The organism is Acinetobacter seifertii (assembly GCF_016064815.1).
Lineage (GTDB): Bacteria > Pseudomonadota > Gammaproteobacteria > Pseudomonadales > Moraxellaceae > Acinetobacter > Acinetobacter seifertii.
The window spans coordinates 3,500,252-3,523,473 of sequence record NZ_CP065820.1 but is presented as its reverse complement, the minus strand read 5'-3'; the positions used below and the strand labels follow the sequence as shown (position 1 = coordinate 3,523,473).

The window sequence follows — 23,222 nt, the reverse complement described above, 5'->3', positions numbered from 1 at the left end:
AACAATAAGCGAATTTTGCAATGATTTGCTACATTTTGTCAGTACAGAATATGATAAAACTACACGGTATAAACAATTTAGTTGGTTAAGATGTTGAATCTGCTTAGTTCATATCGAAAACAGAGCGTGTAAGATACGAACACCCAAGGAAGTATTAAGAATTTATGAAACTTCAAACTATAGCTTGTGCAGTAGCAATCGCGACTGGCGGTTTATTCTTCTCTCATACGATGAACGAAGCAAGAGCAGCAACTAATACTGCTGCTGTTTCTCAATCGATCCAGCCAACGCAAGAGCAGGCCTTGGTGGCTCGTCAACTGGCAACTTTAGTTGATCGCCAACATTATTTAAATATGCGACTAGATGCGAATACATCTAATCGTATTCTCGATATGTACTTAGACAGTCTTGATCCAGATCACTCATTATTTTTAGACGCTGAAGTTCAAAATTATAAAAAACTTTATGGTTCAAATTTTGGTGCTTCATTAAAAGCGGGGAACTTAACTGGACCGTTTGCAATTCACCAGCAATATCGTGAACGCTTAAAACAATTTTACGAGTTCATGCTGGCTGAGTTAAAACAACCACAAAATTTAAAACAGCCAAATAGCTATATTGAAGTAGATCGCGAAAAAGCGCCGTATTTTAAAACAACGGCTGAGCAGCAAAATCACTGGCGTAAAATGCTGGTATCACAGTTAATCAATTTGACGATTAGCCGTGAAGAGGAACAAGCAAAACAAAAGGCGCTTAAAGAAAACCCGTCACTTGCTGATGGTCAAGACTTAACAGGCCCAGAAGATTTAACACCAGCGCAGACTTTGACTAAGCGTTATACACGTCAACTTGAAAGAATTAGCCGTGTGAAAAGCGATGATGTTTTAGATAAAACATTAAACGCAATGCTAGCGACCTATGATCCACACAGTAACTATTATCCACCAATTGATGCGATAGAACTGAACCGCCAAACGACCTTACAACTTGAAGGTATTGGGGTATCGATTCGTCCAGAGCGTGGCAATGAAGATTACACCAAGATTGAAACCATTGTAGAAGGTGGTCCTGCAAGTAAGTCTGGTCAAGTGAAATCAGGAGACCGAATCGTTGGAGTCGCTCAAGAGGGCGGTAAAATGATCGATGTGGTGGGTTGGTCAAGTTCGGAAATTGTTGGGCTTATTCGTGGTAAACGTGGCACTAAAGTAACGCTTAAGCTTCTTGGTGCGGGTGCGTCAATGAGTCAGGCGCGTAATGTGACTTTAGTCCGTGATGTTATTCAAGAAGAAGATGCTGGTGTTCGCTCACGTACAGTTGAAGTAACACGCGACGGTAAAAAGCACCTATTAGGTGTGATTGAAATCCCATCGTTCTATTTTGACTATCGTTCACGTCGCGCTGGTCAGCAATATCGTTCAGTTTCTGAAGACACTGCAAATGCGTTTGAGGCATTAAAAGCTAAGAAAGTAGAAGGTATTATTATTGACTTGCGTAATGACCCGGGTGGTTCATTAGAAGAAGTTGCACGTATGCTTGGACAGGTAATTAAATCAGGTCCGGTTGTGCAAATTCGTGATGGCAACGGCAATGTAAGTGTATTTGAAGACAACGATGGCGGTCAGCAAATCTATACAGGTCCACTTGCTGTATTGGTGAACTTAGCATCAGCGTCTGCAAGTGAGATTTACTCTGCGGCAATTCAAGACTATGAGCGTGGCATTATCATTGGTAGTACAACCACAGGTAAAGGTACAGCTCAAGTTCAACTTGATACTTTGGCATACGGTCAAGCGACCTTAACTCAGCGTAAATTCTACCGTGTTACTGGTGGTAGTACGCAAAACAAAGGTGTAGTGCCAGATATTAAGCTTGTCGATATCTATAACGAAGAGTTTGGTGAGCGTAAATCGAAGAATGCGTTGAAGTGGGATACCATTCCTACTGCGCCATTTAAACGTGAAGGTTCTGTTCAACCGTATGTTGCGAAGTTGTCTCAACTTTCAGAACAGCGTGTAGCAGTTGACCCACAGTTTAAATATTTAAATAAACGTACGGCTATCGCGAAGGTTACGAGTGACCAAAAGCAAGTTGTACTTGATATTGATAAGCGCCGTGCTGAGCTTCTTGGTTTAGAAAAGCAAACTTTAGATGCTGAAAATGAGCGTCGTGCAGCAACAGGTCAAAAGCCTTTTGCAAACTGGGAAAGCTATCAAGCTTCATTAGATGCGTTAGCTGAATCTCGTGCCAAAATGAAAGCTAACCAACGTCCTGCGTTGCCAGAAGAAGAAACATTTGTGAATGAAGCGGCAAATGTACTTATGGACTATGCAAAATTGCAAAACCGTTAAGTTCTTTTGTCTGTTTTACGAAAAAGCGCGCTGTTCTCAGCGTGCTTTTTTAATTTTTGATGTCAGTAAACTGTCATGCATTTATCATCAAAGTGTCAAGAAAGCTGCTTAATCTTTAAGCATGAAAATAAATACATTGATGGATGGCGCTATGCAAGGCTCATTCGCGACAGCACTATTAAAACAACAGCAACTTCCTGAAAGCTTCCAATTCCATTTCAAACAAAAACAGCAGTGGTCTAATACTCAGGGATTGCATCAACTCCATGATTTAGTCCGTCCACGTTTAAAAATTGCGATTGTGACAGAGACATGGCCACCAGAGATTAATGGTGTAGCGCTCTCGCTATTACAGTTATGTCAAGGTTTGCAAAAACAAGGTCATAAAATTTTACTGGTTCGACCAGAACAAAAAGCCAAGTGTCATGATTTTCTACCAGAGCAAGAATGTCTGGTTATGTCACAAGCCATACCAAAATATCCAACTTTGCAATTTGGCTGGCCTCAATATTTAAAAGTTTCAAAAGCTTTTGAAAAGTTTGTCCCTGATGTTGTACACATTGTGACGGAAGGGCCTTTGGGCTTAGCTGCCATGCAAGCTGCCAAGGCAAAAGATATTCCAGTTTCTAGTGGCTTCCATTCACCATTTCAAGATTTTAGTCGATTCTTTGATTTGGCTTTCTTGGTTAAGCCAATCCAAAAATACCTTTGCTGGTTTCATAACAATACTCAAGTGACCTGTGTGCCGAGTAAAGATACAGAGGAAGCCTTACGTGGTTTTGGTATTAGCTGCCCACTTATTGTGGTTGGACGAGGGGTTGATACCACGCGCTTTTCACCAAAGCATCGCTCAGAAAGCCTACGCCAGCAATGGGGTGTCGATGCCGATACTCGTGTCATGCTGTATGTGGGACGTTTGTCGCCGGAAAAAGAAGTACAATTGATTGTTGAAAGTTATGCAGCCATGCAAAACATGTCGCAACATAAAACTAAACTGGTGGTAGTAGGAGATGGCCCAGATCTTGCTCGATTAAAAGCACTGTCAAAAGCGAGAAATGTTGTTTTTACCGGTAGTTTGCGTGGACAAGAGTTGGCGACTGCCTATGCAAGCGCAGATGTATTTGTATTTGCCAGTCAAGTTGAAACGTTTGGTAACGTAGTTTTAGAGGCAATGGCAAGCGGTTTGCCAGTGATCGCGTATGATTATGCTTGTGCACATCAATATTTAGTCCATAACGTAAGTGGCTGGTTAAGTCCACTTGGACAGAAAGACCATTTTATACAACAAATTTATCAACTCCCTTCAGTACAACAACTTAGAGAAATGGGCATACAAGCCTGTCGTAAAGTACAGCAAAGCGGTTGGCAACTTCCGGTACAGCAATTAGAACAGGCATTTTATCAGGTAGTGAAGGAATCCTCGGTGGACTTCACCTAAGTATCCTAAAATAGGAGAACGACCATGAAATTAAAGAATGCAAAAATAAAAATACTCGATCTCGATTTGAGAGGCTGTTTATATCTCAATCATTTTTCTCACTCACAACGTGTGGCTTTATTCTTCAAAATTATTAGCCGTGCGGGCGATGGGCCATTTTGGTACCTCATGCTAGCAATTGTATGGGGAATGCATGGCATTACCTACAGTTTGCAAATTATCTATTTGTTAATTGGCGGCTCAATAGGAACGGCAATTTATAAATTTCTAAAACATAAAACGACGCGTCCACGTCCTTATCAAGTACATCAGGTGATTGTGCTTGGTGAAAGACCACTTGATCACTTTAGTTTTCCATCAGGTCATACGTTGCATGCAGTGATGGTGACAATTGTGTTGGGGTATATCCAACCTGTGTTGCTAGCCGCTATGTTACCGTTCATGGTACTTGTTGCTTTGTCTCGTATGGTGCTTGGACTTCATTATCCAAGTGATGTGATTGTGGGAGCTCTTATTGGCGCATCAGTGGCAAGCATCATTATATTTGTAGCGCCATTATTAAACATTGCTTTATAACGAACAGTAATTTTTATCAGCTTAAGCTATCGATTAGGTTTGCGGATTTGCTAAAGTACGCAGTTCGTGATTTAGCAGATTAAACAGATAGGAGCCGCTATGGGCTTACGTTGGACAGATACGATTGATATTGCCATTGAATTGTCAGAAGCACATCCAGAAGTTGATCCGCAATGGATCCGTTTTACCGATTTACATGCATGGGTATGTGCATTACCAGACTTCAGTGATGACCCAAATAAATCAACCGAAGGATTGTTAGAAGGTATCCAAATGGCTTGGATAGACGAAGTTCGCTAAAAACAGTAGAAAAAATCGCAACTTTTACACATTCAAAGCTGATTATTACCTATGACATCGGTATAATGCTGCAAATTTTTTAAAGTTTAAATCTTAAAATAAAGGAGCCACTCATGGCTATTGAACGTACTTTGTCTATCGTAAAGCCTGATGCTGTGTCTAAAAACCACATCGGTGAAATTTTTGCTCGTTTCGAAAAAGCGGGTTTAAAAATTGTTGCGACTAAAATGAAACACCTTTCTCAAGCTGATGCTGAAGGTTTCTATGCAGAGCACAAAGAACGCGGTTTCTTTGGTGACTTAGTTGCATTCATGACTTCTGGTCCAGTTGTAGTATCTGTTCTTGAAGGCGAAAACGCAGTTCTTGCTCACCGTGAAATTTTAGGCGCTACAAACCCTAAAGAAGCGGCTCCTGGTACTATCCGTGCTGATTTCGCTGTAAGCATCGACGAAAACGCTGCTCACGGTTCTGACTCAGTTGCTTCTGCAGAGCGTGAAATTGCTTACTTCTTTGCTGACAACGAGATCTGCCCACGCACTCGTTAATCGAAAGCATTCAAACCAGATAAGTGGTATACTACTTATCTGGTTTTTTTATTCTCTCAAGAGCATATTGTCTGATTCTTGAACAATATCTTCTGTTTTTGACATGGTTTAGGTAAATACACATGAGTTCTGCAGTGGTCGTTTCATCTGAAAATCTTGATGGACAGCAGCAATCTTCGTCCACGCCAGCATCGCCTGCTGCCGAAAAAGTGAATTTACTCGGCATGTCACGCGCGCAATTAGAAAAATTCTTTGAAGATATTGGTGAGAAAAAGTTTCGTGCCGGACAGGTCATGAAATGGATTCATCAGTACTTTGTTACTGATTTTGCTGAAATGACGAATATTTCAGGAAAGTTACGTGCAAAACTTGAACAAATTTGTGAGATTAAAGCTCCTGAGGTTGTGCATCGTCACTATTCAAAAGATGGCACACGTAAATGGGTGTTTCGCGTAGGTGAGGGGGCAGGTTCTTTAGTTGAAACTGTATTAATTCCTGCCGAAGATAAAACAGGCTTACGCAAAACTTTGTGTATTTCATCACAAGTAGGCTGTGCATTGGACTGCTCATTTTGTTCAACAGGTAAGCAAGGTTTCCAACGTGATTTAACGCCAGATGAAATTATTGGGCAACTCTGGATGGCAAACTATTCTTATATGGAAGAAGTGCCTGTTGCTGATCGTGAGCGTTCAGTGACCAATGTCGTGATGATGGGTATGGGTGAGCCTTTGCTCAACTATGATGCCGTATTAAGCTCAATGCAGATTATGCTTGATGACTTTGCTTATGGTATGTCAAAACGTCGTGTGACCTTATCAACTTCAGGCGTTGTACCGAAAATTGACCAACTTGCGCAAGATATTGATGTTGCATTAGCAATTTCTTTACATGCACCAAACGATGAGTTGCGTAATGAACTTGTGCCTATTAATAAAAAATATCCATTGGCTCAGTTGATTGCAGCATGTCAGCGCTATATTGCCAAAGATGGTAATGAAAGTACGCGTAAACATGTGACCATTGAATATGTGATGTTAGAGGGCGTGAATGATCAGCCTGAACATGCACAGCAAATGATTAAATTATTAAAAAATTTACCAAGTAAAATTAACTTGATTCCATTTAACCCATTCCCGCACGCGCCATATGGTCGCTCAAGTCGAAATCGTATTATCTCGTTCCAAAAAACTTTGTCTGATGCCGGATTTGTGTGTACGATTCGTCAAACACGTGGTGATGATATTGACGCTGCATGTGGACAGTTAGTGGGTCAAGTAGCTGATAGAACCCGCCGTGCTGAACAGTGGCAGAAAAAAGTGACACAGCGTCAAGAGATTTTACGTACACAAGGATAAAGTTGAGGGAAGACTTTGAGTACTCCGAAGTTAAAGATCATGTTATGTATGGGGGTTGCAGTTGCATTTCTGGCAAGTGGTTGTCAGACGTCGCCAACACTAAAAAAGGACCCGGAAAAAGCAGTTAAGGTGCGTACGCAGCTTGCTGCAGAATACATTCGTTCTGGTGACTTGGACTCAGCAAAACGTTCCCTCGACCAAGCTCTAAGTATCGAGAGTCGTGACGCAACGGCAAATATGATGATGGGTATTTTATTGCAACAAGAAGGCAGTAAACCCAATTTAGAAAAAGCAGAACATTATTTTAAACGTGCAATTTCTTCTGAGCCAGATAATGCTCAGGCGCGTAATAATTATGGTACGTATTTGTATCAAATGGAACGTTATAATGATGCTGTCGAGCAGTTCCGTATCGCTGGTGCAACATTAGGTTATGACCAACGTTACCAAGCCTTAGAAAATCTGGGGCGGATTTATTTAAAATTAGGTGATATTGCGAGTGCTGAAAAAACATTCAAACAAGCGCTCCTTGCTAACCGTGACTCTTACATTTCAATGTTAGAGTTAGCAGAAATTTTTTATTTGCAGCAGCAGATTCCGGCTGCTACACAAATGTATGAGCAATATGTTCGTACAGTGGGGCAGAAAAATCAGGGTGCTCGTGCACTTTGGATTGGTTTAAGAGTGGCTCGAGCCAATGCGGATAAAATGGGAATGCAAGTTTTAGTAAATCAATTACGTGCTTTATTCCCGGAAAGTCCAGAATATCAACGTTATTTGCAATTACAGTATAGTACTGAGGCCGTATGGAAATAAATCCTAATTCACAGCAGCCAACTGGCTCAAGCTTACCGACTTCTGCTTTAGGAAATATTCAACGTCCTGGTGAGTATTTACGTCAAATTCGTGTTTCTCAGAAAAAAGAATTAGAGCAAGTATCTTCAGACTTAAATATGCCGTTGAAAACGCTAAGTGCGTTAGAGCAAGACGATTATAAATCTTTGCCAGAAGCAACTTTTATCAAAGGTTATTATCGTTCTTATGCAAAATATTTAAATGCTGATGCAACTGCAATTATTCAGCGTTTTGATGAGATTTATGCAAATGATACAGGTCTTTTGCCAAATCATGCTTTAAACAACTCACCAATTAAAATCATGGGTAAATTACCGGGTTCTAATAGTGATCGTAATAAAAAATGGTTAAAGCGTGCATTGCTTGCGATTTTGATTATTGCTGTAGTGTCATTGATCGTGATGGGCATTCAAAAATGGACTTCAAACAAAGGTGAGACTGAGGTGCCAAAAGCAAATCAGTCTAATGTTGAAGTTTTACCTATGAAAGGAAATGGCTCTGCAACAGCGGGCGATCAATTGGTGCTAAACTTTAACCGTCCAACTTCTGTTCATATTGTAGATGCAACAGGTAAGGTTTTAGCGACAGGTCGTCAGGCATCGACTTTAACCTTAAATGGGGAGTCTCCATTCCAGATTCGTCTTGATGATGCAACAGCTGTGTCATTAAGTCTAAACCAAGAACAGATTTCATTGTCTCCATATACGGTAAACGGTAAAGCTGAATTCCGTTTATCCCGCTAATACCATGAGTTGAGCGATACAATGATAGAGAACCCAATTAAACGTCGACCAACACGTAAAATTCGTGTTGGTTCGGTCTATGTCGGTGGCGATGCACCTATTAGTGTGCAAAGTATGACAAATACCGAAACTTGCGATGTCGATGCAACTGTGGCTCAGATTGAGCGTTGTGTTGACGCAGGTGCAGATATTATGCGTGTTTCAGTTCCTTCTATGGAAGCAGCTGAGGCTTTTGGTGCAATCCGTAAACGTGTTTCAGTTCCACTAGTGGCTGATATTCACTTTGACCATAGAATTGCTTTGGCAGTTGCAGACTATGGTGCTGACTGTTTGCGTATTAACCCAGGTAATATCGGTTCAGACCAGAAAGTTCGTGAAGTTGTTGCTGCTGCACGTCATCATGGCATTTCTATGCGTATTGGTGTGAATGCGGGTTCTCTAGAAAAAGATTTACAGAAAAAATATGGCGAACCTACAGGGCAGGCACTGCTTGAGTCAGCTTTACGTCATATTGATATTTTAGACCGTCTAGATTTCCATGAGTTTAAAGTCAGTGTAAAAGCATCAAATGTGTTTTTGACCATGGATGCCTATCGTTTGCTTTCTCAACAAATTGATAATCCATTGCACTTGGGTGTAACCGAGGCTGGTATTTACCGTACAGGTACTGTGAAATCAGCGATTGCTCTTGGCGGGTTATTGATGGAAGGCATTGGCGATACCATGCGTATTTCGCTTGCTGCTGAACCTGAAGACGAAATTAAGATTGGTTTTGATATCTTAAAATCGCTTGGTCTACGTTCTAATGGGATTAACTTTATTGCTTGTCCAAGTTGTTCTCGTCAAGAATTTAACGTGATTCAGGTGATGCAAGCCTTAGAAGAGCGTTTAGAAGATATCCGTACGCCAATGGATGTGTCAGTGATTGGTTGTAAGGTAAATGGCCCGGGTGAAGCAAAAGAAGCAGACATCGGGGTTGTTGGGGCTGCGCCTCGCTCACTGGTTTATCGTAATGGTGAGAAAAGCCATTTAATCGATACCGATCAATTGGTTGATGAAATCGAAACAATGGTTCGTCAACGTGTTCAAGAGCTTGAAGAAGCTAAATCTAAAGAAATTATTCGTAGTTCATCATGAGTTCAATAGTCGCAATCAAAGGTTTTAATGACGTCTTACCAACGCAAACATCAGCGTGGAGACGTCTCGAGCAACATTTAGCATCGTTAATGGATGCTTATGGTTACCAACAAATTCGTTTGCCGATCGTTGAACAAACGGGACTGTTTAAACGTGCTATTGGTGATGCAACCGATATCGTTGAAAAAGAAATGTACACATTCTTCGATAAAGGAAACCCACCTGAATCATTAACTTTGCGTCCAGAAGGGACAGCGGGTTGTGTACGTGCGTTGGTTGAACATAACTTATTGCGTGGTGCTACGCCGCGTGTGTGGTATATGGGACCTATGTTCCGTTATGAAAAACCACAAAAAGGCCGTTACCGTCAGTTCCACCAGTTCGGTGTTGAAACTTTTGGTGTGGCAACTCCTGATATTGATGCTGAATTGATTCTGTTGACAGCTCGTTTGTGGAAACGCATGGGCGTTAATCACATGGTTCAGCTTGAGTTGAATACGTTAGGTGAAACAGATGAGCGTACAGAATATCGTAATGCTTTGGTTGCGTTCTTAAATGAGCATAAAGATGCTTTGGATGAAGATTCACAGCGTCGTTTAACGACTAACCCATTACGTATTTTAGATTCTAAAATTGAATCGACTCAGAAAATTCTGGAAAATGCGCCGAAATTACATGATTTCTTAAAAGAAGATAGCTTAAGCCACTTTCAACAATTACAAGATTATTTGACTGCTGCTGGTGTTAAATTTGTAATTAACCAAAAATTGGTACGTGGTTTAGATTACTACAATAAAACTGTTTTTGAATGGACAACAACATCGTTAGGTTCGCAAGGCACAGTATGTGCAGGTGGACGCTATGATGGTTTAGTTGGTCAGCTGAAAGGTAAGGCAGATCAATCTGTACCAGCAGTTGGTTTTGCAATGGGGATGGAGCGTTTATTGCTTCTACTTGAGCAAGTTGAACAAGCTGAAACTGTACGTGATTGTGAAGCGTTCTTGGTTGCAGAGCCTGCTTACCAAGCTAAAGCATTGGTTTTAGCAGAGCAATTACGCGATCAGCTAGAAGCAGCGAATAGCAATGTTCGCATTAAAACGGGTTCACAAGGCAGCATGAAGAGTCAGATGAAAAAAGCTGATCAGGCTGGGGCTGTTTACGCCATGATTTTAGGTGAGCGTGAATGGGAAGCACAGCAGCTTGCGATCAAAGAGTTAGCAACAGCTGAGCAGACACAAGTTGCACTAGCTGAACTCGTACCATTCTTAATTGAAAAATTTACAAAATAAACTGAAACATCTGGAAAAGGACAATCACATGAGCTTAAGTGATGAAGAACAATTCGACAGCTTAAAGTCGTTCGCCAAAAAATATGGTTCTGCCATGATTAGCGGGATTCTCATTGCATTGATTGCCTTTTTTGGGTGGGAATATTGGCAAAAAAGAAATCTTGCAACGAGTCAGACTGAAACTGCAAAAGTACAGCAGTTAATGGATGAGGCAAATGCAACAGCCGATAATCCAAATGCTTTAGCTTCAATAACAGCTTCGGCAGATAAACTTGTAAAAGACGATATTGATTCAGTTCAGGCAATACAAACTCAATTTGTATTGGCAAAGCTTGCATATGAAAAACAAGATTATGCGGCTGCTGAAAAAGCTTTGAAAAAAGTTGAAAACTCAAAAGTAAAAGATGAAGGACTGATTCAGGTTGTAAAATTGCGTTTAGCAGATGCACAATTGGCGCAAAACAAATATGATGAAGCTCTAAAAACTTTGTCTGGTAATGTCGATCCGGCATTTAAAGCAACAGTAGAAGAGTTACGTGGTGATATCTTTGTTGCGAAGAAAGATATTGATTCTGCTAAAAAAGCGTATCAAGCTGCATGGGATTCGTTACTGGAACGTAAACAAGAGCGACAAATTTTACAAATTAAACTCGAAAGTGTTGGCGTTTTAGTTGAAGATCCACAGATTGAGCGCCCAATTTTGGAAACACAGGTGGAAGAGTCTTAATGAATCAGAAATTCAAACTGCCTTTGGCAATTGCAATCGCATCAGCTGTATTGGTGGGATGTTCTAGCAACAAAGTAAAAGAAGCAAAACCAAATCCACTACCGAAATTGACTGAGTCGACAAAGGCTCTAGTACCGGTGTTTTCACGCAGTGTTTCTTCTACTAATAAGGCAGATCCATTACGTTTACAACTTGACGCTAATGAAGGCGTTGTCTTTACACTTGATCCTAAAGGCGAAGTTGCAGCATATCGCGGCAAACAACGTCTTTGGGAGAAAAAAGTAAGTAAATTGGGCTTAAGCTCTGGTGTTGAAGCGGCTGAAGGTATTGTTGTTGTGGGTAACAGCAAAGGTCAGCTATTTGCTTTAGATCAAGCAACAGGTGAACAAAAATGGACTGCACAATTATCTGGTGCATTATTAAGTCCTTCTTTAGTTCAGTCTGGACGTGTGATTACAATTGCAAATGACGGTACTGTTTTTGCACATGATGCATCATCAGGACAACAAGTCTGGGCATACAAATTGCCAAACGTTCAGTTTAGTCTGCGCGGTCAGCCATCGCCAGTGAGCCTTGATTCACGCACTGTTTTAATTGCTTCAGCAAATGCTTATGTTTATGCAATTGATATCATTAGCGGTATTCCACGTTTCCAACGTCGTGTTGCGGTAAGTGAAGGTCGTTCAGATATTCAACGCCTGATCGATATTGATGGTGATCCAGTTGTTGCAGGCCAGCTTATGGTGACAACAAGCTTCCAAGGGCAAGTCACAGTGACTGATTTGGCTTCTCAACGTGTAGTCTGGAGTGAAGATTCAAGCAGTACCAAACGTCCAGAAGTTTATGACAATAAAGTATTTGTTTCGTCAACTGATGGCAAGCTGACTGCTTATGATTTAACGACAGGCGAGCAGCTTTGGCAAAATGACAGCTTATTGAATCGTCATTTAAGTAATCCTGTTGTGTTAGGCCAAAATTTAATAGTCGGTGATTTGGATGGTGTTTTACACTTGATCGACCCGGCAACAGGTAAATTGGTAGGACGTTCTAAAACAAGTGGTGAGGTCAATACATTACGTGTTATTGAGAATCAACTCTACGTTTCGACCCAAAAAGGCGATTTAAGTATTTGGCAGAATCGTTAATTTTGTTCGCTTGTGCTAAAATAGCCGCTTAACAAATTACGCTGTTAAAAATATCGGGGTGTTTGAATTAAATCAGTTCAAAGCCCCGTCTTTTATTATGGTCATATCTGACCTTAAAATATATCTCCTGTATTGTTTCTAATGCTCATGCCATGAGATATGGCTGGTCTTGATTAAGGTTATTGTATGAAACCCGTTATTGCGCTCATTGGTCGTCCGAATGTCGGAAAATCAACGTTATTTAACCAGATTACCAAGAGTCGTGATGCACTTGTAGCCGACTTCGCGGGTCTGACTCGTGACCGTAAATATGGTGATGCGACTTATCAAAATAAGTCTTTCATTGTTGTTGATACTGGCGGTATCGGTGAAAGTGAAGGCGGTATCGATAACTACATGGCCGAGCAGTCAAAAACAGCCATCAACGAAGCAGATATTATTATTTTTGTAGTTGATGCGCGTGCTGGTTTGTTAGCTTCTGATGAGCAAATTGCTCGTGAACTTCGTACTTTAGGTAAGAAAATTTATCTTGTTGCGAACAAGGTAGATGGTGTTCATGCTGAAGCTGCTTTAGTTGAGTTCTATAAACTTGGTATGGGTGAACCATTACAAGTTGCAGCGAGCCATGGTCGTGGCGTTCAGCAAATGCTTGAAGATGTACTTGCAGAAGTTCCGGAAGATGAAAACCCAGATGAACATGACAAAGATACTGGCTTACGTTTAGCGATTATTGGTCGTCCAAACGTGGGTAAATCAACGTTGGTAAACCGCTTACTTGGTGAAGACCGTGTAGTTGCATTTGACCAACCGGGTACAACTCGTGATTCTATTTATATTCCGTTTGAGCGTGAAGGCCGTAAATACACCTTAATTGATACAGCGGGTGTACGTCGTAAAGGTAAAGTTGATGAAATGATTGAGAAGTTCTCAATTGTTAAAACTTTACAGGCAATGAAAGATGCACACGTAGTCGTAGTTGTGGTCGATGCACGTGAAGGTATTGTTGAGCAAGACTTACATTTAATTGGCTATGCGCTTGAAGCTGGTCGTGCCATGGTGATCGCCATTAACAAATGGGACAACATGAGTGAGTATGACCGTAAGCAATGTAAGCTTGATGTTGAGCGTCGTTTTGACTTTATTCCTTGGGCAAAAATTCATTTAATTTCTGCACTGCATGGAACAGGGGTAGGTGATTTATATCCTTCTATTCATCGTGCCTATGAGTCTGCGAACTTAAAAGTATCACCAGCGAAATTAACTCAAATTTTGAGTGATGCAACAGAAGCTCACCAACCACCAATGATTAGCGGAAAACGTATTAAAATGCGTTATGCACACATGGGTGGACAAAACCCACCAACAATTGTGATTCATGGTAACAAGGTTGATAAAACACCTGCGGACTACCGCCGTTACTTAGAGAACGTGTTCCGTAAAGTATATAAACTTGAAGGTACGCCAGTTCGTATTGACTTTAAAACTTCTGAAAACCCGTTTGAAGGTCGTAAGAGTCAGGTTGATGAGCGTACAGCTGCGCGTCGTCGTCGTTATATTCAGAAATTCAAGAAAGCGGAAAAGAAATTTAACCGTTAATTTGTATGAATGTAAAAAAGCCCAAAGTATTCTTTGGGCTTTTTATTATATGGTTTAATAAGTTATTGTTACTTTTATATTAGTTTTACTCCCAGATAGAATGGATTTAAAAATGATTGAGAGAAATATTGAAGTCTATACAGGGAAGCTAGATACATTTTTAAAACAACAACAAAAAGACTTTCCCGACTTTCGTACATTTAATGATTATAAAAAGCAGCAAATAAAGCACATTAAAAATAAGTTATTAGCTCAAAAGTTAAGTGTAAACCCAACAGATTTGCAATTTGCAAAACATGAATATGGCAAACCTTATTTATTGGACCATACTTTGCATTTTAACCATTCGCATAGTCAGCAATATTATGCTTTGGCGTTAAGTGAACATGTTAAAGATATTGGTATAGATGTTGAAGAACTTGACCGTAAAGTCCGTTTAGATAGTCTGGCACAACATGCCTTTCACGCTGATGAATATGCAACATGGCGAAATCTAGAACAAGATAGAGAGTATTGGTTTAAGGTCTGGACGACTAAAGAAGCTGTTCTAAAAGCTTCAGGTCTTGGTATACGTTTGGATTTAAATACTTTAAACAGTCAAGCCCACCCCACCAATCATGGTGGATTATGTTCGCATGAACTTATTGGAACGTTTGCTTATCAAAACTTTATCTTAGGTAACATGATTTTAACGGTCGCATGGCGTTCCGAGCAGTCTTGCCGTGGGTTTCAGTTTCCTTCTATTCAGCTTCATTCGCTTGATGGCTAATAAACGAAACAGTAGATATAAAAAAACCGCGAATTACGCGGTTTTTTTGTTTAGAGCAAGCTATAAATTAAGCTTGACCTTCAACAGCAGCAGCTTGAGCACGTTCCATGTTTGCTTCGAATTCTGCATCAAAATTGATAGGAGTAAGAAGTAATTGAGGGAAGCTACCCTTGGTGACTAAGTCATTTACAGCTTCACGTAAGAACGGGAACAAAATGTTCGGGCAGTATGCACCCAAAATGTAAGGTAAGCGATCTTCTTCGATGTTATCGATTAAGAAAATACCAGATTGAGTTACATCTACGATGAACGCTGTTTCATTGTCATTATTGGCTTCAACCACAACTTTTAAAGATACTTCAAAGTGAGTTGGGTCAATCTTTTCTGCAGCAGAAGAAAGATTGATGTTAAGTTCAGGTTGCCATTGTTTAGTAAAAACTTGTGCCCCTGGAACCTCAAAAGAAATATCTTTTGTATAAATACGCTCTAAAGCTAATTGTGGTTGAACTTGTTGTTCTTCGCTCATTGTTTTTTCCTTAATATGGATGCGAGGTTAAGCCAATAATTCGTCGAGTTTACCTTCACGCTCTAAAGCATAAAGTTGGTCAAAACCACCGATAAACTGATCATTAATAAAAATTTGTGGAACAGTACGGTGGTTGGTACGTTGCATTAATTCAACACGTACTTCTGGTGCTTCAACAGAAAGATTTACTTCTTTGTAAGCAATACCTTTACGCTCAAGTAATTGTTTCGCGCGAACGCAATATGGGCATACAGAAGTTGAGTAAACAATGACATTTGCTGCCATGACAATTCTCCTTAAGCTTTTGGTTTGCTTTTAACGAGAGGTAAGCCTTGAGCTTTCCAGTTACTGATACCACCATCAAGGCGATAGCTGTCATGGTGAGCGACTTTTTGTAAAGCGCTACCAGCAACTTGCCCTAGGTTGCAAATAAATACCAATGGACGGTCACTTGCTTTTAATTCATCAGCATGACTTGCAATTTGGCTATAAGGAATATTGCGGCTACCACTAATGTGACCTTCGCGGAAGTCTTTGCTATCGCGTAAGTCAATTAAAATAGCATTCTTCGCTTTCACTAAAATACCAAGCGACTGTGGAGAAATTTTACGACCGTTACGTTGACCTTCAAAAATGAAGAACAATACGATCAAGACTCCGAGTGTACCAAACAAAATGGGGTGATTCCCCATAAACTCTAACCAGCGTTCCACAAGTCACCTAAAAAAATTAAAAACAAAATTGACCTAGAGTATAGCGTATATAGATGGTGATCAAAATCACCACTTCAAGGGCAAAAGGGGTAGAAAATTAGTTTTTTTGCTGCGCTTCTTGAATCTCATCGATTAAACGTAAGAAGCTGTCTAAGCGTCGTGGCAAAATTTCACCTGCTTCAACAGCCTGTTTTAAGCCACAGTTCTTTTCATGAGTATGCGTGCAATTACGGAACTGACATGAGCCTAAATGCGCTTCAATTTCAGGAAAACCCATACGAATTTTTTCTAAATCGAGATGCCAAAGCCCAAACTCACGAATTCCTGGCGAATCAATTAATGCACCATTTTTACCAAAGTTGATTAAGCGCGTAGAAGTCGTGGTGTGTTGGCCAAGTGCAGAGTTTTCAGAAATGATATTGGTTTTCTGCTCGGCATCTGGAATAAGCACATTAATAAGCGAGCTTTTACCAACACCTGATTGACCAACAAAAGCAACGGTTTCACCATCAAGTCGTTGAGATAATGTTGAAATATCACCTTTAGAATGACAAATCATGCTTTCATAACCTAAATCTTCATACTCTTTGAGCATGTCGAGAATCGGATCGTTTTCAGTGAGTAGATCTGATTTATTCAGCACTAAAAGAGCAGGAATATTTGCATCTGCACATGCCACTAAGTAGCGGTCAATCAAAGTAGGTGCTGGTTCTGGAAGCGGAGCAAAAACAATAACGATTAAACTGATATTGGCTGCTACAGGTTTTACTTTGTGATAACGATCTGGACGAGTAAGCAGTGAAGTACGTGGGTGAATTGCAGTAATAATCCCTAAGCCTGTGTTAGGGTCTGCTTGCCACTTCACTCGGTCACCCGTGACCAGTAATTCAAGATTTGTACGCGTGTGACAGCGCCAAATACTTTTTAACTCAATCGGTTTCCAGAATGGTTCTGGTTCGCCTTCGGCAACTTGAGGTTTTTCTGGGTGATGCTCGGGTACAGAAAGTGCCTGTACTTCAAGTTGACGACCATAGTGCTGTACAACCAGCCCATCTAGATCTTGTGAAGTATCGACTTCTTCTTGGCGAGTTTTATGCTGTTTTTCAATACGGCGTTGCTGTTGCTCAGTTAAACGACGCTTACGAATTAGAGCCATTCATATCCCAAAAAACCATTGTTTGAAGATCGCAAAAATAGCACGAAGCTGGTATGGAATTACAGCGCAGAAGCAAGAAATTTGCTACTATTAATGTTTTTACGGCATTTTAGAACGTACATACATGAGCAGTACTTTAAATACACGATTAATTTGGATTGATCTGGAAATGACCGGTTTAGATACCGACAACGACCAGATTATTGAAATCGCAACAATTATTACAGATGATCATTTAAATGTACTTGCCGAAGGTCCGGTTTTGGCTATTCATCAACCTGATCGTATTTTAAATGCAATGGATGAGTGGAATACGCGCCAGCATGGTCAGTCAGGTTTAATTGAGCGAGTTCGCCGTAGTAAATTAACAGCTCGTGACGCTGAGTTACAGACTTTAGAATTCCTAAAAAAATGGGTTAATCCAAAAGTTTCACCAATGTGTGGTAACTCGATTTGTCAGGATCGCCGTTTCTTACATCGTCTTATGCCTGAGCTTGAGCAGTACTTCCACTATCGTAATCTTGATGTATCTACGGTAAAAGAGCTCTCAAAACGCTGGCGCCCTGAAATTATGAGTGGTCTGAAAAAGAATGCATCGCATTTGGCGATGGATGACATTCGTGACTCAATTTCTGAACTTAAGTATTACCGCGAATACTTTTTCATTATGAATACTGATGGTAAAGATTAATGACGTTGTTCAAGTGAAAATGAAAAGGGGGCAGTAGCCTCTTTTTTATTGTTTAAAGGACATTGTTACAATAATGCCAAGGGCTAATTTGGCTTTCATATTCATTTTGCTTAAAATGATGTTTTAAGTTTATTTATTATAAAAAGAGAGCATTTATGCAAAGTAATAACCCGATACTGACCCGTGTTGAAACGGTCAGTGACTACAGTCAACCGATGACCGTGCAAGGTGCGATTCAAAAATCTGTGATGTTGACCATCATTGCTGCCGCAGTGGGTGTCGCTTTATTTTTCTATGCAGCCTTTACTGCAAATGTTGGTATTGCTTACGCAGCTTCAATTGTGGGTGCAATTGGTGGCTTGGTTTTAGCTTTAATCACAACGTTTAAACCAACGACTGCGCCAACTTTGGCAATTCCTTATGCTCTATTTGAAGGAGCATTTATTGGTGGTATTTCGTTTACTTTCCAGTTGAAATATCCGGGAGTTCCTCTTCAAGCGTTATTGGCAACCTTCGTCACTACTTTGGTGATGTTTGGTCTATATAAATTCCAAATTATACGCGCAACTGAAAAGTTTAAATCAGTTGTGATCTCTGCATCTTTGGCAATTTTTATTGTATTTATCGTGCAGATGGTTATGCGTTTAGCATTCGGTTCAAGCATTCCTTATATTTTTGAAAGTAACTGGTTAGGAATTGGTTTTGCTGCATTTGTTGCAGTCATTGCTTCACTTAACCTGATTTTAGATTTTGACTTGATCGAAACCAATGCAGCATACCGTGCTCCAAAATTCATGGAATGGTTGTGTGGTATTGCGTTGCTTGCAACTTTAGTCTGGATGTATATCTCGTTCTTACGTCTACTTGGCTTATTGTCTGACGACTAAAATTTAGATTATAAAAAGTCGCTCCTGCATAGGGGCGATTTTTTTTCGTGCGATTTTTGAAAAAAGATGCATTATGCAATTTCGAAAAACGTTGAATATTGGCATTATGCTGAAAATTGTTTTGAGTGAGATCGGCATGACACAAGGACTTTTAGCAGGTAAACGCTTTTTGATTGCAGGCGTTGCTAGTAAATTATCAATTGCTTATGGTATTGCACAAGCATTACACCGTGAAGGTGCTGAGCTTGCATTTACTTATCCAAACGAAAAATTAAAAAAACGTGTAGATGAGTTTGCTGAGCAATTCGGTTCTAAGCTTGTGTTTCCATGTGATGTTGCCGTTGATGCTGAAATTGATAATGCATTTGCGGAACTTGCAAAACATTGGGACGGTGTAGACGGTGTTGTGCACTCAATCGGCTTTGCACCTGCACACACGCTTGACGGTGACTTCACTGACGTGACTGACCGTGACGGTTTTAAAATTGCTCATGACATTAGCGCATACAGCTTTGTTGCAATGGCACGTGCTGCAAAACCTTTATTACAAGCTCGCCAAGGTTGTTTATTAACTTTGACTTACCAAGGTTCTGAGCGCGTTATGCCTAACTACAACGTAATGGGTATGGCGAAAGCTTCTTTAGAAGCTGGCGTTCGTTACTTGGCATCAAGCTTAGGTGTTGATGGTATCCGTGTAAACGCGATTTCTGCAGGCCCAATTCGTACTTTAGCTGCTTCTGGTATTAAATCTTTCCGTAAAATGTTAGATGCTAACGAAAAAGTTGCACCATTAAAACGTAACGTAACCATTGAAGAAGTGGGTAACGCAGCGTTATTCCTATGCTCACCTTGGGCTTCAGGTATTACTGGTGAAATTCTATATGTAGATGCTGGTTTCAATACTGTAGGTATGAGCCAATCTATGATGGATGATGAATAAGTCTTAAGATTTATTCAGACATAAAAAAAGCCGTAGTTGAAGGACTACGGCTTGTTTACTGGGCGCAAGTTATTGCGGCAGTTCTTTTACAGGTGAACCACCTAATGCCTGCATAAGGGTGACATAAGCGTTGTATTGGCTTTGTTTGGTTTCAACAAGGCTCAATCTTGCAGTACGTGTAGTTTGCTGGGCATCAAGAAGTGTTTTTAATGCAACAGCACCATAACGGTAGCGCACTTCGGTTAAACGTTCGGTTTTTTCTGCAAGTTCAACATTACGTTGTTGCAGCTCTACTTGTTTGTCGAGCTCAGTGCGGCTTGATAACGCGTTTTCTACATCAGCAAAAGCCTGATAAAGCGTTTGGCGATATTGAATAATCGCTTTTTCATAATCAAGGTTGCTAATTGCGATATCTTTTTTCATATCGTTATATTGCAAAAACGGTAAACTCAAACTCGCCCCAAGCGTGAGGGCAGGGTTACGTAATAACTCCGTTAAAGATGTACTGCTTGAACCTAAACTACTGGTTAAGCTAATTGACGGATAGTAGCTTGCTTTAGTCGCATCTTTGGTTGCTAGTGCTTTTCTCAAGCGAAGCTCAGCTGCTTGCAAGTCTGGGCGACGTGACAAAATATCTGCTGGTAAACCCGCACCAATAGCAGGTAGTGCTGTACGTGGTAAACGCTGTGGCTCTTGAATATTGAGTTGCTGTACTGGCTCATGCAATAACACTGCAATGGCTGTACGTGTTTCAACAAGCTGTTGTTCAATTTGGCTTAAACTTGCTTTTTGGCTTTGAACAGATTGCTCGGCTTGCGTAAGGTCTAAGCCTGAAACTGCACCTGCTTTATACTGAGTTTGAACTAACTGATAAAGCTTTTGTGAAGTGGCTAAGCTTTGTTGTGCAGTTGCATAACGTTCATTTAAATAGCCCAGTTGCCAGTAGAGTTTCGCTGTAGTGGCAATCAGACTTTGCCCTGTAGACTGTAAGTCTTGTTCGGTCGCTAAAGCTTCCCATTTACTTGCTTCGGTTTGACGAGCAAGCTTGCCAAACAAATCAAGTTCATAACTTACGCCTGCACTTAGCGAAAGTCCTGCTGAGCTGTCATCACCTGAATTTAAATCGAAACTATGACCTGTAGAAACTTTTGAATTGGTACGCAAGCCTTGTTGATTTGCAGTTAAATCAGCTTTCAAGCGAGCTTGCTTTAAGGTGATTCCTGCAACAGCCAAATCGCTATTGCGCTCTAATACGTTGCTTACAAGCTGGTTGAGCTGTGCATCGTTAAAAAGCGTCCACCAACGGTCAGAGTATTGCGCAACTGATACAGTTTTCGTTTTAGTTGGGTTGTCGTACTGAAAGTTACCCGGAACCTGTACAGACGGTGCTTGGTAAGGTGTTTTAACCATCGCTGCACATCCCACAAGAGAACTGGTGAGGAGAAGTGCTGCGCTAAGTTTAGTCATTGAAAAAGACATGCAATTTTCCTTATTCTCGTGATAGTGCTGCAACAGGGTCGAGTTTTGCGGCATTTTTGGCAGGCAAGAAACCGAATACGACACCAATTAATGTTGAGCAAACAAATGCAGCCACAATAGAAGTCGTCGAATATGCCACTGCAAAATTACCTGCGGCTACTTTGTTAATGAGCTGCCCTAGACCCAGCGAAAGCAATACGCCGAGTACACCACCAATTAAACACACTAAAATTGCTTCGATTAGGAACTGCTGCAAAATATCACTTTGTCGAGCGCCGACAGCCATACGTACCCCAATTTCTTGTGTACGTTCAGTCACCGAAACCAACATAATATTCATTACACCGATACCACCAACTACAAGGGAAATGACAGCAATTGCTGAAACTAGAAGCGTCATAGTACTGGTTGTTTTCTCAATGGTTTGACGGATACTGTCACTGTTCATGGTGAAAATATCTTGAGCGCCATGTCTTTGTGTTAGTAAGTTAACAATCGCATTTTCGGCTGCACTAGTTGAGTATTGATCATTAATACGAACCACAATATTACGGACATTGGCTTGTCCCAACATGCGGCTCATGACTGTGGTATAGGGCATATATACATTGAGTGTGTCATCTGAACCCATACCGCTAGTTTGAGGTTCTACAATACCGATAATACGAGCCGGTACACTACCGAGTAATACCACTTGCCCAATTGGGTTAGTACCATCACTAAAGAACTGCTTTTGTGTATTGGTATCAATTACAACATCTTGTGAACGGTCACGTACACTACGCTGATCAAAGGTTTGTCCATCTTTAAAAACCAAACCCTTTACGTCAAAATAATCGTTGCTCACACCGTTAATAGTCGCGTTTGCTTCATTTTGCTGATAACGCATTGTTTTTGATGTACTGACCATTGGACTGACCGCACTTACATAAGGCTGGGTCATTAATGCATCAGCATCGGCAGGAACCAAAGTTTTAAAACTGGCTGTTTTGGAGTTGTCACCAAAACCTTTACCCTGAAACACTGTAATGGTATTGGTACCGAGACCGCTAATATTTTCTAAAATCTGCTTTTGCGAGCCATTACCCAGTGCGACAACCGTTACCACGGAAGCAATCCCGATAATAATACCTAACATGGTGAGGAAGGTACGCATACGGTGGGCATTCATGGACAGTAAAGCCATTTGGAAAGCTTCAGATAAGCGGTCTAAAGTTGAGCGCCAAGCCGAAATACTTTTACCTTTTTTCTGCTTGTTTTGTAGAGCAGGGGCTGCATCTGGGTCAGATTTAACTTCTTCTGTAGATTGGTCTGGAGCATTAGGACGGTCACTAATAATTTCCCCGTCACTAATTTCAATAATACGCGTTGCATTTTTTGCAACTTGCATATCGTGTGTAACCAAAATAATGGTATGACCAGCGGCATTAAGTTCACGCAAAATTCGCATGACCTCAACACCGCTATGTGAATCGAGCGCACCCGTTGGCTCATCGGCCAAGATTACATCACCACCATTCATGAGGGCCCGTGCAATTGAAACACGTTGCTGTTGACCACCTGAAAGCTGGCTTGGTCGGTTTTGTGTTTTAGTCCCTAAGCCTAATTCAGTGAGTAGGGCTGTTGCACGCTGTTTACGATCAGACGGTGTAACACCTGCATAAACAGCTGGGACTTCAACGTTACCTTCGGCAGATAAGTCACCGAGTAAATGATAGCGCTGGAAAATAAACCCAAAATATTCACGACGTAACTGTGCTAACTGGTCGGGTTCTAGCTTACCTGTTTCTTGGCCATTAACCTTATAGCTACCACTCGTTGGACGGTCCAGACAGCCTAAAATATTCATGAGTGTTGATTTACCAGAACCGGACTGACCGACAATGGCAACAAGTTCACCTTCATAAATAGTAAGGTCAATGTCTTTTAAAATTTGTATCGTGCTTTCGCCAGCAGGGAATTCCCGGACCAGATTGCTGACTTCAAGCAAAGCTTGTTTTGTCATGC

The 23,222-nt window shown here is 40.8% G+C and carries 23 protein-coding genes; 17 read left to right on the top strand and 6 right to left on the bottom strand.

The window, feature by feature from the left end:
* Nucleotides 1–164 precede the first annotated feature (164 nt).
* From I8T81_RS16255 to I8T81_RS16190, 14 genes are all read left to right on the top strand, one after another.
* Entirely contained in the window at nucleotides 165–2,348 is a 2,184-nt protein-coding gene (locus I8T81_RS16255) for a carboxy terminal-processing peptidase (protein ID WP_100290121.1), read from the top strand.
* A gap of 139 nt (nucleotides 2,349–2,487) precedes the next feature.
* Nucleotides 2,488–3,786: a glycosyltransferase family 4 protein gene (locus I8T81_RS16250; RefSeq protein WP_198072785.1), complete on the top strand. Its 1,299-nt coding sequence runs from the start codon at nucleotides 2,488–2,490 to the stop codon at nucleotides 3,784–3,786.
* Between the two features lie 24 nt (nucleotides 3,787–3,810).
* The gene (locus I8T81_RS16245; protein ID WP_019458079.1) at nucleotides 3,811–4,362 is read left to right on the top strand and encodes a phosphatase PAP2 family protein; all 552 of its coding nucleotides are present in this window, start codon (nucleotides 3,811–3,813) and stop codon (nucleotides 4,360–4,362) included.
* Between the two features lie 99 nt (nucleotides 4,363–4,461).
* Complete coding sequence (gene iscX / locus I8T81_RS16240) at nucleotides 4,462–4,662, top strand: Fe-S cluster assembly protein IscX (RefSeq protein ID WP_004698764.1); 201 nt, start codon at nucleotides 4,462–4,464, stop codon at nucleotides 4,660–4,662.
* Between the two features lie 113 nt (nucleotides 4,663–4,775).
* Nucleotides 4,776–5,207: a nucleoside-diphosphate kinase gene (ndk, locus tag I8T81_RS16235; RefSeq protein WP_000963851.1), complete on the top strand. Its 432-nt coding sequence runs from the start codon at nucleotides 4,776–4,778 to the stop codon at nucleotides 5,205–5,207.
* Between the two features lie 122 nt (nucleotides 5,208–5,329).
* Complete coding sequence (gene rlmN / locus I8T81_RS16230) at nucleotides 5,330–6,562, top strand: 23S rRNA (adenine(2503)-C(2))-methyltransferase RlmN (RefSeq protein WP_004698763.1); 1,233 nt, start codon at nucleotides 5,330–5,332, stop codon at nucleotides 6,560–6,562.
* Between the two features lie 15 nt (nucleotides 6,563–6,577).
* Nucleotides 6,578–7,378, top strand: a complete 801-nt coding sequence (gene pilW, locus I8T81_RS16225) for a type IV pilus biogenesis/stability protein PilW (RefSeq protein WP_004698762.1) — start codon at nucleotides 6,578–6,580, stop codon at nucleotides 7,376–7,378.
* On the top strand, nucleotides 7,369–8,160 hold the full coding sequence (locus tag I8T81_RS16220) for a helix-turn-helix domain-containing protein (protein WP_198071651.1): 792 nt from the start codon (nucleotides 7,369–7,371) through the stop codon (nucleotides 8,158–8,160). Before pilW ends, I8T81_RS16220 begins: the two co-directional genes overlap by 10 nt.
* Before the next feature lie 21 nt (nucleotides 8,161–8,181).
* Nucleotides 8,182–9,297, top strand: coding sequence for a flavodoxin-dependent (E)-4-hydroxy-3-methylbut-2-enyl-diphosphate synthase (ispG, locus tag I8T81_RS16215; RefSeq protein WP_004698760.1), 1,116 nt, complete (start codon nucleotides 8,182–8,184; stop codon nucleotides 9,295–9,297).
* Nucleotides 9,294–10,586, top strand: a complete 1,293-nt coding sequence (gene hisS, locus I8T81_RS16210) for a histidine--tRNA ligase (protein WP_198071650.1) — start codon at nucleotides 9,294–9,296, stop codon at nucleotides 10,584–10,586. The genes ispG and hisS overlap by 4 nt, the downstream gene beginning before the upstream one ends.
* A gap of 28 nt (nucleotides 10,587–10,614) precedes the next feature.
* Nucleotides 10,615–11,313: a YfgM family protein gene (locus I8T81_RS16205; RefSeq protein WP_002053293.1), complete on the top strand. Its 699-nt coding sequence runs from the start codon at nucleotides 10,615–10,617 to the stop codon at nucleotides 11,311–11,313.
* Nucleotides 11,313–12,458 (top strand): outer membrane protein assembly factor BamB, encoded by a 1,146-nt coding sequence (gene bamB / locus I8T81_RS16200; RefSeq protein ID WP_019458082.1) that lies wholly within the window; start codon nucleotides 11,313–11,315, stop codon nucleotides 12,456–12,458. The genes I8T81_RS16205 and bamB overlap by 1 nt, the downstream gene beginning before the upstream one ends.
* A gap of 186 nt (nucleotides 12,459–12,644) precedes the next feature.
* Entirely contained in the window at nucleotides 12,645–14,054 is a 1,410-nt protein-coding gene (gene der / locus I8T81_RS16195) for a ribosome biogenesis GTPase Der (protein ID WP_019458083.1), read from the top strand.
* Between the two features lie 112 nt (nucleotides 14,055–14,166).
* On the top strand, nucleotides 14,167–14,823 hold the full coding sequence (locus tag I8T81_RS16190) for a 4'-phosphopantetheinyl transferase family protein (RefSeq protein ID WP_198071649.1): 657 nt from the start codon (nucleotides 14,167–14,169) through the stop codon (nucleotides 14,821–14,823).
* Between the two features lie 67 nt (nucleotides 14,824–14,890).
* On the opposite strand, the gene secB is transcribed toward I8T81_RS16190, so the two are convergent.
* The 4 genes from secB to rsgA all read right to left on the bottom strand — a co-directional run bounded on the left by secB (nucleotide 14,891) and on the right by rsgA (nucleotide 17,218).
* Nucleotides 14,891–15,349: a protein-export chaperone SecB gene (gene secB / locus I8T81_RS16185; RefSeq protein ID WP_004698753.1), complete on the bottom strand. Its 459-nt coding sequence runs from the start codon at nucleotides 15,347–15,349 to the stop codon at nucleotides 14,891–14,893.
* 27 nt (nucleotides 15,350–15,376) lie between these two features.
* Nucleotides 15,377–15,634 (bottom strand): glutaredoxin 3, encoded by a 258-nt coding sequence (grxC, locus tag I8T81_RS16180; protein WP_009390671.1) that lies wholly within the window; start codon nucleotides 15,632–15,634, stop codon nucleotides 15,377–15,379.
* Nucleotides 15,635–15,645: 11 nt separating this feature from the next.
* On the bottom strand, nucleotides 15,646–16,062 hold the full coding sequence (locus tag I8T81_RS16175; RefSeq protein ID WP_004698745.1) for a rhodanese-like domain-containing protein: 417 nt from the start codon (nucleotides 16,060–16,062) through the stop codon (nucleotides 15,646–15,648).
* A 97-nt stretch (nucleotides 16,063–16,159) separates the two neighbouring features.
* The gene (gene rsgA / locus I8T81_RS16170; RefSeq protein ID WP_198071648.1) at nucleotides 16,160–17,218 is read right to left on the bottom strand and encodes a ribosome small subunit-dependent GTPase A; all 1,059 of its coding nucleotides are present in this window, start codon (nucleotides 17,216–17,218) and stop codon (nucleotides 16,160–16,162) included.
* Between the two features lie 124 nt (nucleotides 17,219–17,342).
* On the opposite strand from rsgA, the gene orn reads away from it, so the two are divergent.
* The 3 genes from orn to I8T81_RS16155 all read left to right on the top strand — a co-directional run bounded on the left by orn (nucleotide 17,343) and on the right by I8T81_RS16155 (nucleotide 19,736).
* Entirely contained in the window at nucleotides 17,343–17,909 is a 567-nt protein-coding gene (orn, locus tag I8T81_RS16165) for an oligoribonuclease (RefSeq protein ID WP_000099436.1), read from the top strand.
* A 155-nt stretch (nucleotides 17,910–18,064) separates the two neighbouring features.
* Nucleotides 18,065–18,796 (top strand): Bax inhibitor-1/YccA family protein, encoded by a 732-nt coding sequence (locus I8T81_RS16160; protein ID WP_002053496.1) that lies wholly within the window; start codon nucleotides 18,065–18,067, stop codon nucleotides 18,794–18,796.
* Nucleotides 18,797–18,932: 136 nt separating this feature from the next.
* Nucleotides 18,933–19,736, top strand: coding sequence for an enoyl-ACP reductase FabI (locus tag I8T81_RS16155; protein WP_002027450.1), 804 nt, complete (start codon nucleotides 18,933–18,935; stop codon nucleotides 19,734–19,736).
* A 69-nt stretch (nucleotides 19,737–19,805) separates the two neighbouring features.
* Here the strand turns inward: I8T81_RS16155 and I8T81_RS16150 are convergent, their stop codons facing one another.
* Both I8T81_RS16150 and I8T81_RS16145 read right to left on the bottom strand, forming a co-directional pair.
* The gene (locus tag I8T81_RS16150) at nucleotides 19,806–21,203 is read right to left on the bottom strand and encodes an efflux transporter outer membrane subunit (protein ID WP_198072784.1); all 1,398 of its coding nucleotides are present in this window, start codon (nucleotides 21,201–21,203) and stop codon (nucleotides 19,806–19,808) included.
* A gap of 22 nt (nucleotides 21,204–21,225) precedes the next feature.
* A complete protein-coding gene (locus tag I8T81_RS16145) occupies nucleotides 21,226–23,220 on the bottom strand; it encodes a MacB family efflux pump subunit (protein WP_198071647.1) in 1,995 nt (664 codons plus the stop codon).
* Nucleotides 23,221–23,222 lie beyond the last annotated feature (2 nt).